The sequence below is a fragment of the Streptomyces scopuliridis genome (assembly GCF_042790125.1).
Classification (GTDB): domain Bacteria; phylum Actinomycetota; class Actinomycetes; order Streptomycetales; family Streptomycetaceae; genus Streptomyces; species Streptomyces scopuliridis_A.
Genome location: NZ_JBHTZS010000003.1, coordinates 130,994 through 144,139, shown reverse-complemented (window position 1 = coordinate 144,139; position 13,146 = coordinate 130,994). Strand labels below are relative to the sequence as shown.

The following is a 13,146-nucleotide window of genomic DNA, read 5'->3' as shown; positions in this document are numbered from 1 at the left end:
ACCGGCCGGGCGGGAATCATCCCCGGTACGTCTCCAGCAGTCGCAGCCACACCTCGCTGATCGTCGGGTAGGACGGAACGGCGTGCCACAGACGGTCGATCGGCACCTCGCCGACGACCGCGATCGTGGCGGAGTGGAGCAGCTCGCCGACGGCCGGGCCGGTGAAGGTGACGCCCCGCAGGATCTCGCGGTCCAGGTCGACGATCATGCGCGCCCGGCCGCGGTAGCCGTCGGCGTAGAGGGACGCGCCCGCGACGCCGGCCAGGTCGTAGTCGACCGCGCGGACGCGGTGGCCCGCCCCTTCGGCCTCGGCGAGGGTGAGGCCCACGGCGCCGACTTCCGGCTCGGTGAAGACGACCTGGGGGACGGCGGCATGGTCGGCGGTGGCGGCGTGGATGCCCCAGGGTCCGGTGTCCAGGGCCGGCACGCCCTGGGCCCTCGCCACGATGGCGGCTCCCGCGATCCGGGCCTGGTACTTGCCCTGATGAGTGAGCAGGGCACGGTGGTTGACGTCCCCGACCCCGTAGAGCCAGTCGCTGCCCTCGACCCGGCAGCTGTCGTCGACGGTCAGCCAGGAGCCCGGTTCCAGACCGACGGACGCGAGACCGACGTCGTCCGTGCGCGGGGCGCGGCCGGTGGCGAAGAGGACCTCGTCGCACTCGACGCGCTCGCCGCCCGCCAGCGTCACGGTCACGGGTCCCGTCGCGCCGTCGCGCTCGACCGCGCTGACCGAGGCGCCCGTACGGACCGTGGCACCCGCCTCCGTCAGTGACTCGGCGACCAGTTCACCGGCGAAGGACTCCAGCCTCGGCAGCAGGCGGTCACCGCGGACCAGCAGCGTGACGTCGGAGCCGAGCGCCCGCCAGGCGGTGGCCATCTCCACGCCCACCACTCCCCCGCCGACGACCACGAGCCGTCCCGGGACCCGCGCGGAGCTGGTCGCCTCGCGGCTGGTCCAGGGCTTGACACCGGCGAGGCCCGGGAGATCGGGCAGTACGGCCCGGCTGCCCGTGCACACGGCCACGGCGTGGCGGGCGATCAGTACCCGGGTGTCGCCGTCGGGGCCCGTGACGGCGACCCTCTTCTCGCCGTCCAGCCGGCCATGACCACGGTAGACATCGGCACCGGTCCCGACGAGCCACGCGACCTGGCCGTCGTCCTTCCAGTGCGCGGTGAACTCGTCGCGGTGGGCGAGCACGGCCTCGGTGTCCAGCGGTCCCCGCACGGCCTGGCTCACCCCCGGCACGCGCCGGGCGTCGGCGCGCGTGATCGCCGGGCGGAGCAGGGCCTTGCTGGGCATACAGGCCCAGTACGAGCACTCGCCGCCGACCAGCTCGCTCTCGACGACCGCCGTGCTCAGCCCGGCCGCCCTGGCCCGGTCGGCGACATTCTCGCCGACCGGCCCCGCTCCCAGCACCACAACGTCGTACTCCAAAGTTTCCGTGGCATGCGTCATAGGGGCCAGTCTGGTGTGCGGCCGGTCGCATGGCCACACGATCTTCGGGCAGGGGCCAGGAATACGGCGATGACCCACACCGTTGTCGCAGGCGCCGCAACCCGGAGAGTCAGGAAGAGGTATCAGGCAATGGCCACTGTGGAACTCACCAAGGAGAACTTCGACCGGACGGTGTCGGAGAACGACTTCATCCTGATCGACTTCTGGGCTTCCTGGTGCGGTCCGTGCCGCCAGTTCGCCCCGGTCTACGAGAAGGCCTCGGAGCGCCACGAGGACCTGGTCTTCGCCAAGGTCGACACGGAGGCTCAGCAGGAGCTGGCCGCCGCTTTCGAGATCCGTTCGATTCCGACGCTGATGATCGTCCGGGACAATGTCGCGGTGTTCGCCCAGCCCGGCGCGCTGCCCGAGACCGCCCTGGAGGATGTGATCGGCCAGGCACGCGCGCTGGACATGGACGAGGTACGCAAGTCGGTGGCCGAGGCCGAGGCGAAGGCCAAGAACGGCGGAGCCGCGCAGTGACCGGAGCCGCCCGGTGACCGACGGCGCACAGTGACCAGGAGCGCCCCCGGGGCGGTATCCCGCCGGGGCGCTCCGCCGTTCGCGACACGTGCCTCCACCACACGTGCCTCCACCACACGTGGCTCCACCACGTGTGCCGCCACCACAGGTGCGGCTACCACGCGTGCCTCGCCGGTTCGCGCCGTACGGTCGTCCAGCGCAGCTCGGTGAAGGCCTCCAGATCGGCCTCGCCGCCGAACCGCGCGCCCGTGCCCGACGCGGCGACGCCGCCGAAGGGGGCGACCGCCTCGTCATTGACCGTCTGGTCGTTGATATGGGCGATACCGGTGGGGATACGGTCCGCCAGCTCCAGAGCGAGGGCCGTGTCGCGGGTGACGATGCCCAGGGAGAGTCCGTACGGGCCCGCGGAGGCGAGCGCCGCCGCCTCGTCGAGGGTCGCGAAGGACCGTACGGGCGCCACCGGCCCGAAAACCTCCTCCGTATAGGCGGGCGTATGGTCGCCGGCCCCCGCGAGCACGGTCGGACGGTAGAAGAGACCCTGGTGGGTGCCGCCCGCGGCGACCCTGGCGCCGGCCGCCGCGCTCGCCTCCACCAGCGCGTCGATCTTGGCCAGTTGGCCCGCGTCGATGACCGGACCGAGCTGGACCCGCTCGCGGTACGGATCACCGACGGTCAGCGACTGGGCCTTGGCGGCGAGCCGTTCGACATACTCCTCGTACAGCGAGGCATGGACGAGATGCCGCCCGGTGGTCATACAGATCTGGCCCTGGTGGAAGAACGATCCCCATACGGCCTGTTCCACCGCGGCCCCGACATCCGCGTCGGCCAGCACGACGAGCGCGGAGTTGCCGCCCAGTTCCAGATGGGCTCGCTTGAGATGACGGCCCGCGGCCTCCCCGACCGCGCGCCCGGCGGCCGTGGAACCGGTGAAGGAGATCACCCGCACCCGGTCGTCGGTGACCAGCGCCCGTCCGGTCTCCGCGCCTCCGGGCAGGATGTGCAGCAGCCGCTCCGGCAGACCCGCCTCGGCGAAGACCGCGGCGAGCGCGAGACCACCGCAGACCGCGGTGCGCGGATCGGGCTTGAGCAGCACCGCGTTGCCGAGCGCCAGGGCCGGTGCGACGGACCGTACGGAGAGGATCACCGGGGCGTTGAACGGTGCGATGACCCCGACCACCCCCGCGGGGACCCGCCGGGTGTAGGAGAGCCGCGGCTCCTCGCTGGGCAGCACCTGCCCGGTGGGCCGGGAGGCGAGGGCCGCCGCCTCGTAGCACTCCTGGGCGGCGACATGCAGTTCGAAGTCCGCCTTGCCCGGGATGGATCCCGACTCCCGTATCAGCCAGTCGCGCAGCTCGCCCGCGTGCGCGGTGAACAGATCACCGGCCCTGCGCAGCACACCGGCCCGGACGTGATACGGCGTGTCCGACCATGCCTTCCACGCGGCCTCGGCCGCTTCCGAGGCGGCCGTGACATCCTCCGGCGAGGCGAGTGCGACCGTGGCCAGGGTGTCGCCGGTCGCGGGCTCGACGACGGCCGAGTCACCTCCCGAGAGCCCGACGGGCTGCCATGTCTTGGGGTCGAGTAAGGACATGAAGGCGCTCCACTCGGTGGGTTGGTCGGACGGACGGACAGTCGTACGGTCTGCACGCGCCGGTCGAACGCTTCCCCCTCGGGGCCGGGACGCGGGGCGCAACGCACGCGGCCCCGCCTCCTGTCAGCGTTCCAGCACGAGCGCGAGGCCCTGGCCCACACCGATACAGAGCGCGGCGAGGCCCGTGCCCGAACCCGCCGCGGCGAGTTGGTGGGCGACGGATCCGGCCAGCCGGGCGCCGGAGGCGCCGAGCGGATGGCCGATCGCGATGGCGCCGCCGCGCGGGTTGACGACGGCCGGATCGAGTCCGGGCCATTCGGCGAGGCAGCCCAGCGACTGGGCTGCGAAGGCCTCGTTGAGTTCGAACGTGGTGAGATCGCCGAACGTACGGCCGGCCTTGGCCAGGGCCCGCTGGACCGCCTCGACCGGGCCCAGGCCGAACAGCTGCGGCTCGACGCCGGTGACCGCGGAGGCCCGGATACGGGCGAGCGGTTCGCGGCCCGTCTCGCGCAGCCCGCTCTCGTCGACGAGGAGCAGCGCGGCGGCGCCGTCGTTGAGGGGCGAGGCGTTGCCGGCCGTCACGGTCCCGGTCCCGTCCGTACGGAAGGACGGCTTGAGCTTGGCGAGCGCCTCCATGGAGGTGCTGTCGCGGATGCATTCGTCGCGGACCAGGTCCACCCCGTCGTACGGCACGACCTCGCCGTCGTACAGGCCCGCGGCCCAGGCGCCGGCGGCCTTGCGGTGGCTGGCGAGGGCGAACGCGTCCTGCTGTTCCCGGGTGATCGTGTGCTTGTCCGCGATCAGTTCGGCGCCCTCGCCCAGCGGAACCGTCCACTCCGTGGGCATCGCCGGGTTGGTCATGCGCCAGCCCAGGGTGGTCGAGTACAGCTGCTGATGGCCGGCGGGGAAAGCCCGCTCCGGCTTCTGGAGGACCCAGGGGGCGCGGGACATCGACTCGACCCCGCCCGCCACGGCGACGGACGCGTCACCGAGCGCGACCGCGCGGGCGGCCTGGATGACCGCTTCGAGGCCGGAGCCGCAGAGCCGGTTGACGGTCACCCCCGGGACGGACACCGGCAGTCCGGCGAGCAGCACGGCCATGCGCGCCACATCGCGGTTGTCCTCGCCCGCGCCGTTGGCGTCCCCGAACACGACGTCGTCGATCCGGGCCGGGTCGAGTTCCGGCGAGCGGTCCACCAGGGCTTTCAGCACATGCGCGGCGAGATCGTCGGGGCGTACGGAGGAGAGGGCACCCCCGAACCTGCCGATCGGGGTGCGGACGGCGTCGACGACATAGACGTCGCGAATGGTCATCGGATCTCCGGCTTCTCTCCCACGACTTCACTCCCGCGGCGGGCCAGGGGGACGGCGCGGGTGCGGTTCCTGGTGAACAGTGGTTCACCTTAGCCCCGCCGGAGTCTCCGCCGACAGGCAACCGCCAGGTCCTGTCCGGTCCAGTGGGTCTCGGGGAACTCAGACGGCCGGAGCGTCGACCACCCGGACCGACAGGCCGTAGTCCACTTCGAAGCCGTCGATCAGCAGGGCCTCCACCGTGCGGGTCTCGGGGTCGATATCGGCCTCCATGCCGCTGCCCGCGTAGCGCGGATAACCGGAGGCCCCCGTTTCGCCCGTCGCCTCGACGACCGCCGAGCGCAGGGCGTTCGCCGCGGTGGGCGGCCCCTCGTCGCCCTCGGTGAACTCGGCGACCAGCAGGATCTCGAAGCGTGGCGGAACCGTAGTCATACCTCCGACGCTAGCCACGACGTCCCGGCGACGCATGTCGCGGGGGAATCGGCCGCCGGGCCGCCCGGTTGACCAGGGCATGGCGGCCGGTATCTTTCCAGAGCGGTCCGCCGAGGTCCCGCGGACGGCCGAACCAGCCCCGCCGGTACGCGAGTACGCCGATACACCGATACACCCGAGAGCGGAACAGCACGACCGAGATCCCGGAAGGCATGCACTGTGCGACTCCACACCCGTACCTGGGGCGAGGGCGACCGCGTCGCGCTCCTCATCCACGGCATCATGGCCGACCACCGCACCTGGCGCCGCGTCGGTCCCGCCCTCGCGGCCCGCGGCCTGCGTGTGATCGCCGTCGATCTGCGCGGCCACGGCGCCACCGCCCGGGGCGACTACAGCATGGAGTTCTTCGCCGACGACCTCGTGGAGACGCTGCCGGCCGGCGCCGAGGTGGCGATCGGCCACTCCCTCGGCGGGCTCGCGCTCTCCCTCGCCGTGGAGCGGCTGGCGCCGGGACGCGCCGTCTACTCCGACCCGGCCTGGTGTCTGCCGCGCACCGAAGGGGAGTTGGACGGTCCGCGGGCGCTCGCCCGCGCCAAGAAGCTGTCACGTGAGGACATCGCGGCGCTCAATCCCCGGTGGGAGAGCGAGGACATCGACGTGGAGCTGGAGACCCTCGCGGTCTGGGACGAGAACACCGCGTTCGGGCTCGCCCCGGCGTTCGGCGCCGATCTGCTGCCGGCCGCGCCCGTCGTCCCCTCGCTCGTGCAGCTCGCCGGGACGAGCACCATGATCTCGCCCGCGAACGCGGCGGAGTTGGAGCGGCGCGGCTTCCGGGTCCGTACGGTGGCGGGCGCCGGGCACACCATCCACCGTGATGACTTCGACGGGTTCATGGCGTCCCTGGACGGCTGGATATGACCCGGACCTGCCGGCCCGGGAAGAGGCCCCGGAAGGACCCTGGGCAGGGACCCGGGCAGCGACCCGTCATGGCCGGGGAAGGGACCCGCCCGGCGGAGTGATCCACGGACGATCTAACGTCATCCGGATGACGCCCTTCTCCGGCGCCGGCAGCGGCGACCGCACCAGTGACAGCGACGGCTTCGACACCCCCGGCCGTGGCGGCCCGGACGCCACGGTCGAGGCCGAGCCCCGGGACGTGGGGCGGGTGCGTACCTCGTACGCCCCGGAGCACGACGGTGATCCCGACCCCGGCGAGATCGTCTGGACCTGGGTGCCCTTCGAGGAGAACGACGGGCGCGGCAAGGACCGCCCGGTGCTGGTGGTCGCCCGTGAGGCGGCCGGCACGCTGCTCGCCGTACAGCTCTCCAGCAAGCGGCACAACCGGGACCGCGAGTGGGTGCCGATCGGAACGGGGCCGTGGGACCGCGCGGGCCGTGAGTCCTGGGTGAATGTGGACCGGGTGCTGCGCGTCCACGAGAAGGGCATGCGGCGCGAGGCCTGCGCGCTGGACCGCGGGCGGTTCAACCTGGTCGTCAACCGGCTCAGGGAGCTGTACGGCTGGCGGTGAGGCGCACCGGCACGCGATCCGGGTCCCGGCCCCCGTTCGGACGATCCCCTCTGTTTCTTTCGCGACCCCCCGCGGCCGTGCGTTCATGCGGAATTCGTGCGTGGACGACCACGTTCGGGGCATTCGGATTTCTGACGAAAAGATGACCGTAGGGGCACTCTTGTGCGAAGCGGCGAGAGTGGCTTTAGGTTGGACGAAGCGCTCCGCCTCCACCCCGGGAGCGGAGTCCGGTCACGGTCTTCGACAGGAGGATCCGGCCATGCCATCCGACGGTTTCACCGATGAGGGAACACCCCTCGGCGAGGACGACGCCGAGGATCTACTACGCGGTATCTGTTTCAAGACGGGCCCGCCCCGCACCGTGGGTGTGGAACTGGAATGGCTCGTGCACGACCTGCACTCCCCGGAAAGAGCGGTCCCGGCCCGCCGCCTCAGAGAGGCGTACGAGGGGCTGAGGACCCTGCGCCTCGCCTCGGCACTCACCTTCGAACCCGGCGGCCAGCTGGAGCTCAGCTCCCCGCCCGCCGCGTCGCTGATGGAGTGCATCACCACCACCACCGCGGATCTGGACACCGTACGCCCGGCGCTGCGTACGGCGGGACTCGCGCTCGCGGGTCTCGGACAGGACCCCTGGCACTCCCCGCACCGCATGCTGCGGGAGCCGCGCTATGACGCGATGGAGACCTACCTCGACCGGATCGGTCCGGCCGGGCGCGCCATGATGCGGACCACGGCCTCCATCCAGGTGTGTCTGGACGCGGGCCACGACGAACCGGGGCCGCTCGGTTACGGCCGGCGCTGGCAACTCGCCCATCTGCTGGGCGCGGTGCTGGTCGCCGCCTTCGCCAACTCACCCATGAGCGAACGCAGACCGACCGGCTGGCGCTCCACCCGGCAGGCGATGTGGGCGCAGCTGGACCCGGCCCGTACCGCCGCGCCCTCGGCGCGGTACGAGCCCCGAGCCGCCTGGGCCGCGCACGCCCTGGACACGCCGGTGATGTGCATCCGGGCGGAGAAGGGGCCCTGGCCGGTGCCCGACGGGCTGACCTTCCGGGAGTGGATACGGTCCGGACTGCCGCGTCCGCCGGTCCGCGCGGATCTCGACTACCACCTCACCACGCTGTTTCCGCCCGTCCGGCCGCGCGGTCATCTGGAGTTGCGGATGATCGACGCCCAGCCGGGCGAGGACGGCTGGATGGTGCCGCTCGCCGTCACCACCGCGCTGTTCGACGATCCCGAGGCGTCTGAGACCGTCTACCGCACCGTCAAACCGCTGGCGGAGACGGCGGGTTCGCTGCCCGCGCCCCGCAATCTCCTCTGGGCCAACGCGGCGCGGCACGCGCTGACCGACCCCGAGCTGCACGCCGCGGCGATCGCCTGCTTCGCCGTCGCCCAGGAAGCACTCCCGCGCATCGGCGCCACGCGGGCCGTACAGGACGCGGTCGCGGCCTTCAACGACCGCTATGTCGTGCCCGGCCGATGTCCCGCCGATGATCTGCGCGCCTCTGTGAACGGGAAGGACCCCAGGACATGACCGACTCCGCGGAAACCGTGAAAGGCGGGGAAAGAGCGGCAGGCGTGGCAGGCGTGGAAGCCGCCGGGATACCGGCCGAACGGCTGCGGCTGCGCGCCGTCGAGGCCCTGACGGCCGCCAGGGACCGTACCGCTCTGCTGACCTCCTGCGTCGACGACCACGAGCTGACGGCGCAGCACTCGCCGCTGATGTCCCCGCTGGTCTGGGACCTGGCGCACATCGGCAATCAGGAGGAGCAGTGGCTGCTGCGGACGGTCGCCGGACGCGACGCCATCCGCCCGGAGATCGACTCCGTCTATGACGCCTTCGAGCATCCCCGGTCCGCGCGGCCGTCACTGCCGCTGCTGCCGCCCGCCGAGGCGCGTGCCTACGCCTCCGACGTACGCGGCAGGGTGCTGGACATCATCGAGCGCACCCCGCTGCACGGCGGTCCGCTGCTGGACGCGGGTTTCGCCTTCGGGATGATCGCCCAGCACGAGCAGCAGCACGACGAGACGATGCTCATCACCCACCAGCTGCGACGGGGTCCCGCCGCGCTGACCGCGCCCCCGCCGCCGGCCGGGGACACCACCGGGCTGCCCGCCGAAGTCCTCGTTCCCGCAGGACACTTCACGATGGGCACCTCCACCGAGCCCTGGGCGCTGGACAATGAGCGCCCGGCCCATCAGCGGCTCGTCCCGGCGTTCCTCATCGACACGGTGCCGGTGACCAACGGTGACTACCAGCACTTCATCGACGACGGCGGCTATACGGAGGAGCGCTGGTGGGCGCCGGCCGGCTGGGAGCAGATCCGTACGCACGGCATCGGGGCCCCGCTGTTCTGGCGGCGCGAGGGCGGGCAGTGGCTGCGTCGCGCGTTCGGTGTGGTGGAGCCGGTCCCGGCGGACGAGCCGGTGCTCCATGTCAGCTGGTACGAGGCCGACGCGTACGCCCGCTGGGCGGGGCGGCGGCTGCCGAGCGAGGAGGAGTGGGAGAAGGCCGCCCGCCACGACCCCGTCTCCGGCCGGTCGCTGCGGTATCCCTGGGGTGACGAGGAGGCCACCCCGGAGCGGGCCAATCTCGGCCAGCGCCATCTGCGGCCGGCCCCGGCGGGCAGCTATCCGCGGGGCGCTTCCCCGCTCGGCGTACGGCAGTTGATCGGGGACGTCTGGGAGTGGACGTCGAGCGACTTCCTGCCGTATCCGGGGTTCGCCGCGTTCCCGTACCGCGAGTATTCGGAGGTGTTCTTCGGCAGTGCCCACAAGGTGCTGCGGGGCGGGTCGTTCGCGGTGGACGCGGTGGCCTGCCGCGGCACGTTCCGCAACTGGGATCTGCCGGTCCGCCGCCAGATCTTCGCCGGTTTCCGTACCGCCAGGGATGCCTGATGTGCCGCCATCTCGCCCGGCTGGGGCTGCCGGTGGCGCTCGGTGAGGTGCTGGTCGCGCCGCCGCACGCGCTGTTCCGGCAGTCCTGGGCGCCGCGCCGGCAGCGCAACGGCACGGTCAACGCCGATGGTTTCGGGGTGGGCTGGTACGCGGACGGCGATCCGCTGCCCGCCCGCTACCGCCGCGCGCGGCCCATCTGGGGGGACCTCGGATTCACCGATCTGGCGCGGGTGGTCCGTACCGGCGCCCTGCTCGCCGCGGTGCGTGACGCGACCGAGCCGGGCGCCGACGGGGAGGCCGCCGCCGCGCCGTTCGCCGACGGGCCGTGGCTGTTCAGCCACAACGGCTCGGTCGGCGGCTGGCCCGGCAGCCTCGCGGCCCTGGCCGCGTCCCTCCCCGCCGAGGAGCTGCTCACCCTGGTGGCCCGCAACGATTCCGCGCTGGTGTGGGCGCTGCTGCTGCACCGGCTGCGGGCCGGGGACGAGATGGGCCAGGCGCTGGGCGACACCGTCCTCGACATCGCCGCCGCCGCGCCGGCCTCCCGGCTCAATCTGCTGCTCACCGACGGCGAGCGGATCGCCGCGACCGCGTGGGGGGACACCCTCTGGTATCTCACCGATCCCGGGGGCCACCGGACCGTGGTGGCCTCCGAGCCGTACGACGACGACGCGCGCTGGCGCGAGGTCCCCGACCGCACCCTGGTCGTGGCGACCCGTGACGACGTGGTGTTGTCCCCTCTCAAGGAGCCACCCGAGTGAGCCCGTTCCTGCTGACCCGCACCCTGCCCGAGGACGCCACGGACGCCGCCCTGCGCGCCGATGTGCTCCAGGGGCTGACCCGTACGCCCAAAGTGCTGCCTCCCAAATGGTTCTACGACTCCCGGGGAAGCGCACTGTTCGAGGAGATCACCAGACTGCCCGAGTACTATCCGACCCGCGCCGAGCGGGAGATCCTGCTCGCGCGGGCGCCGGAGATCGCGGCGGCGACCGGCGCGCGGACCCTCGTCGAGCTGGGGTCCGGGTCCTCCGAGAAGACCCGTCATCTGCTGGACGCGCTCACCGGTCTGCACAGCTATGTGCCGGTGGATGTCAGCGAGAGCGCGCTGACCGGGGCAGCCGAGTCCCTGCTCGCCGAGCACCCCGGACTCCATGTGCACGCGCTCATCGCCGACTTCACGCAGGGGCTGGCGCTGCCCGGCACCCCGGGCCCCCGGCTGGTCGCGTTCCTCGGCGGCACGATCGGCAATCTGCTGCCCGCGGAGCGCGCGTCGTTCCTGGCGTCGGTCCGGGCGCTGCTCGCGCCCGGTGACGCGCTGCTGCTCGGTACGGACCTGGTCAAGGACGAGTCCGTACTGGTGAGGGCGTACGACGACGCGGCCGGGGTGACGGCCGCCTTCAACAAGAACGTCCTCCTGGTCATCGACCGGGAGCTGGGCGCGGACTTCGATCCGGGTGACTTCGATCATGTGGCGCTCTGGGACGCCGAGCACGAGTGGATCGAGATGCGGCTGCGAGCGCGCCGGGCCCTCACGGCGAAGATCCCGGAGCTGGATCTGGTGGTGCACTTCGCGGCCGGCGAGGAGGTGCGTACGGAGGTGTCTGCGAAGTTCCGTCAGGACCGGGTACGCGGCGAACTGACCGAGGCGGGAATGGAGTTGACGCACTGGTGGACGGATGAGGAGGGCCGGTTCGCGCTGTCGCTGGCGACCGCCGTGTGAGGAACACCGTCCGTGGCACCGGTCCGGGCGGCGCCGTCGGTGTCCGTGCGGGCGATGCCCGACCGGGCGTCCCGGGCCAGTGCGCGGCGGTCGGTGTGGCGCCCGGCGGGGATCAGCGGCAGGACCGTGATCTCCGCCGTGAGCCCGCCGGCCTTCACCACACGCCACAGCGAGGCGGTGATGGTGTCGTCCCCGACGTACGCCGGGGCGCCGGACGGCGCTCCGTCCGGCGCGCGGTAGGTGATGCGTACCGGACGGACAGCGGCGTCCGCGTCCAGCGCCGCCTGGAAGACGGCGGTGGTGAACCGGCCCAGCTCGCGCCCGCACCAGGTACAGGCCTCGGGGAAGACGATCACTCGCGAGCCGGCGGTGAGCGCGGTGGAGAGGGTCCGTACGGTCCCGGGCAGCGCCCGCAGCCGCTCCCGCTCCACGAACAGGGTGCCGCCCAGCGCGGCGAGCGCGCCCAGCAGCGGCCAGCGCCGTATCTCGCTCTTGGCGAGCATCCGGCCCGGGAAGACCGCGGCGAGGAGCGGTATGTCCAGCCAGGAGACATGGTTGGCGACGACCAGCACCCCGGGGCCGCGCCGGGGCGCGGGCTCCCCCACGACGCGGACCCGCAGGCCGAAGAGCCGCAGCACGGTACGCGCCCAGCGCCGGGTCAGCCGGTCCCGTACCGCCCCTCCCAGAAACGCGAGGAAGGGAGCTGTCAGCGCACCGGCCAGCACGAGAGAGACCCCCGCGAGCAGCCGTACGGCCCCGGTCAGCGCCCCGGCCGAGGGTCCCTGGTGGGTGGCGCAGTCGCGCGGGGTGCAGGGCGCGGTGGGCAGCCAGGCGCTCATGCGGCGGGGGCGAGCGAGAGGAAGTGCCGCAGATAGCGCGGGTTGGTGCGGCGCATCGACAGCAGTACGTACAGGTCGGCGACGCCGAACTCGGGGTCGTGCGCGGGCGCGCCGCACACCCAGGCCCCGAGCCGCAGATAGCCGCGGAGCAGCGGCGGCAGTTCGGAGGGCTTGGCAGCGGCGGCGGACGCGTCCGGGGTCCAGAGGCGGTGCGGGGTGACCCAGTAGTCCTCCGGCGCCATGTGCTTCTCCTTCACGGTGTTCCAGGTCGAGGCGGCGAGCGCGCCGCCGTCCGCGAGCGGGACCGAGCAGCAGCCCGCCAGCCAGTTGTAGCCGGTGTCGCTCATATAGCGGGCGAGTCCGGCCCAGATCAGGGCGATGACACCGCCGGTGCGGTGCAGGGGGTGGACGCACGAACGGCCGACCTCGACCAGATCGTGCCGGATCGGGGCGAGCCGGGTGAGGTCGAATTCGCTCTCGGAGTAGATCCGTCCGGCGGCCCTGGCCCGGTCGGGCGGCAGCAGCCGGTACGTACCGACGACCTCGCCGGTGCTCTCCTCGCGTACCAGCAGGTGGTCGCAGTAGGCGTCGAAGGCGTCGATGTCCAGTCCCGGTTCCGGGCCGTCGAGCCGGGCACCCATCTCGCCGGCGAAGACCAGGTGCCGCAGCCGCTGTGCGGCCCGGACGTCGTCCTGGTCGCGGGCGAGCGAGACGACATAGCGCGGCTCGGCGGGGCCGGTCCCGGTCCCCGGGGCGGGAACGGGGACGGCGGGGCCGGCCGGAACGAGGGGGGCGGGGGCGATGGCGGACATGCGGACTCCTGTGCCGGTAGGGAAGGCAGGCCGCCGGGGCCGC

13 protein-coding genes are annotated in these 13,146 nt (G+C 72.6%); 7 read left to right on the top strand and 6 right to left on the bottom strand.

Translation table 11 applies throughout. The features are described from left to right. Positions 1–16: 16 nt before the first annotated feature. Positions 17–1,456 carry a dihydrolipoyl dehydrogenase family protein gene (locus ACFRKB_RS05275; protein WP_383103455.1) on the bottom strand — a complete coding sequence of 480 codons (1,440 nt, stop codon included), beginning with the start codon at positions 1,454–1,456 and terminating at the stop codon, positions 17–19. Positions 1,457–1,585: 129 nt separating this feature from the next. Between ACFRKB_RS05275 and trxA the strand changes: the two genes are divergently transcribed. Then, on the top strand, positions 1,586–1,975 hold the full coding sequence (gene trxA, locus ACFRKB_RS05270) for a thioredoxin (protein WP_383103453.1): 390 nt from the start codon (positions 1,586–1,588) through the stop codon (positions 1,973–1,975). A gap of 154 nt (positions 1,976–2,129) precedes the next feature. Here trxA and ACFRKB_RS05265 read toward each other — a convergent pair whose 3' ends face one another. From ACFRKB_RS05265 to ACFRKB_RS05255, 3 genes are all read right to left on the bottom strand, one after another. Further along, positions 2,130–3,566 carry an aldehyde dehydrogenase family protein gene (locus ACFRKB_RS05265; RefSeq protein ID WP_383103452.1) on the bottom strand — a complete coding sequence of 479 codons (1,437 nt, stop codon included), beginning with the start codon at positions 3,564–3,566 and terminating at the stop codon, positions 2,130–2,132. Positions 3,567–3,689: 123 nt separating this feature from the next. Beyond that, positions 3,690–4,880 carry a thiolase family protein gene (locus ACFRKB_RS05260; RefSeq protein WP_383103450.1) on the bottom strand — a complete coding sequence of 397 codons (1,191 nt, stop codon included), beginning with the start codon at positions 4,878–4,880 and terminating at the stop codon, positions 3,690–3,692. 159 nt (positions 4,881–5,039) lie between these two features. After that, complete coding sequence (locus tag ACFRKB_RS05255) at positions 5,040–5,309, bottom strand: hypothetical protein (protein ID WP_365971696.1); 270 nt, start codon at positions 5,307–5,309, stop codon at positions 5,040–5,042. Between the two features lie 219 nt (positions 5,310–5,528). On the opposite strand from ACFRKB_RS05255, the gene ACFRKB_RS05250 reads away from it, so the two are divergent. The 6 genes from ACFRKB_RS05250 to egtD all read left to right on the top strand — a co-directional run bounded on the left by ACFRKB_RS05250 (position 5,529) and on the right by egtD (position 11,452). Continuing rightward, positions 5,529–6,227: an alpha/beta fold hydrolase gene (locus ACFRKB_RS05250; protein WP_383103448.1), complete on the top strand. Its 699-nt coding sequence runs from the start codon at positions 5,529–5,531 to the stop codon at positions 6,225–6,227. 127 nt (positions 6,228–6,354) lie between these two features. Continuing rightward, positions 6,355–6,837 carry a type II toxin-antitoxin system PemK/MazF family toxin gene (locus tag ACFRKB_RS05245; protein ID WP_383103446.1) on the top strand — a complete coding sequence of 161 codons (483 nt, stop codon included), beginning with the start codon at positions 6,355–6,357 and terminating at the stop codon, positions 6,835–6,837. 259 nt (positions 6,838–7,096) lie between these two features. Beyond that, positions 7,097–8,371 carry an ergothioneine biosynthesis glutamate--cysteine ligase EgtA gene (egtA, locus tag ACFRKB_RS05240; protein ID WP_383103444.1) on the top strand — a complete coding sequence of 425 codons (1,275 nt, stop codon included), beginning with the start codon at positions 7,097–7,099 and terminating at the stop codon, positions 8,369–8,371. Next, positions 8,368–9,735, top strand: a complete 1,368-nt coding sequence (egtB, locus tag ACFRKB_RS05235) for an ergothioneine biosynthesis protein EgtB (protein ID WP_383103442.1) — start codon at positions 8,368–8,370, stop codon at positions 9,733–9,735. Before egtA ends, egtB begins: the two co-directional genes overlap by 4 nt. Next, positions 9,735–10,493 carry an ergothioneine biosynthesis protein EgtC gene (egtC, locus tag ACFRKB_RS05230; RefSeq protein WP_383103440.1) on the top strand — a complete coding sequence of 253 codons (759 nt, stop codon included), beginning with the start codon at positions 9,735–9,737 and terminating at the stop codon, positions 10,491–10,493. Before egtB ends, egtC begins: the two co-directional genes overlap by 1 nt. After that, positions 10,490–11,452 (top strand): L-histidine N(alpha)-methyltransferase, encoded by a 963-nt coding sequence (gene egtD / locus ACFRKB_RS05225; protein ID WP_383103438.1) that lies wholly within the window; start codon positions 10,490–10,492, stop codon positions 11,450–11,452. Before egtC ends, egtD begins: the two co-directional genes overlap by 4 nt. Here the strand turns inward: egtD and ACFRKB_RS05220 are convergent. Continuing rightward, the gene (locus ACFRKB_RS05220) at positions 11,347–12,291 is read right to left on the bottom strand and encodes a lysophospholipid acyltransferase family protein (protein WP_383103437.1); all 945 of its coding nucleotides are present in this window, start codon (positions 12,289–12,291) and stop codon (positions 11,347–11,349) included. The two genes, egtD and ACFRKB_RS05220, sit on opposite strands and share 106 nt — an antisense overlap. Beyond that, positions 12,288–13,103 (bottom strand): GNAT family N-acetyltransferase, encoded by an 816-nt coding sequence (locus tag ACFRKB_RS05215; protein WP_383103436.1) that lies wholly within the window; start codon positions 13,101–13,103, stop codon positions 12,288–12,290. The genes ACFRKB_RS05220 and ACFRKB_RS05215 overlap by 4 nt, the downstream gene beginning before the upstream one ends. Positions 13,104–13,146: the final 43 nt, after the last annotated feature.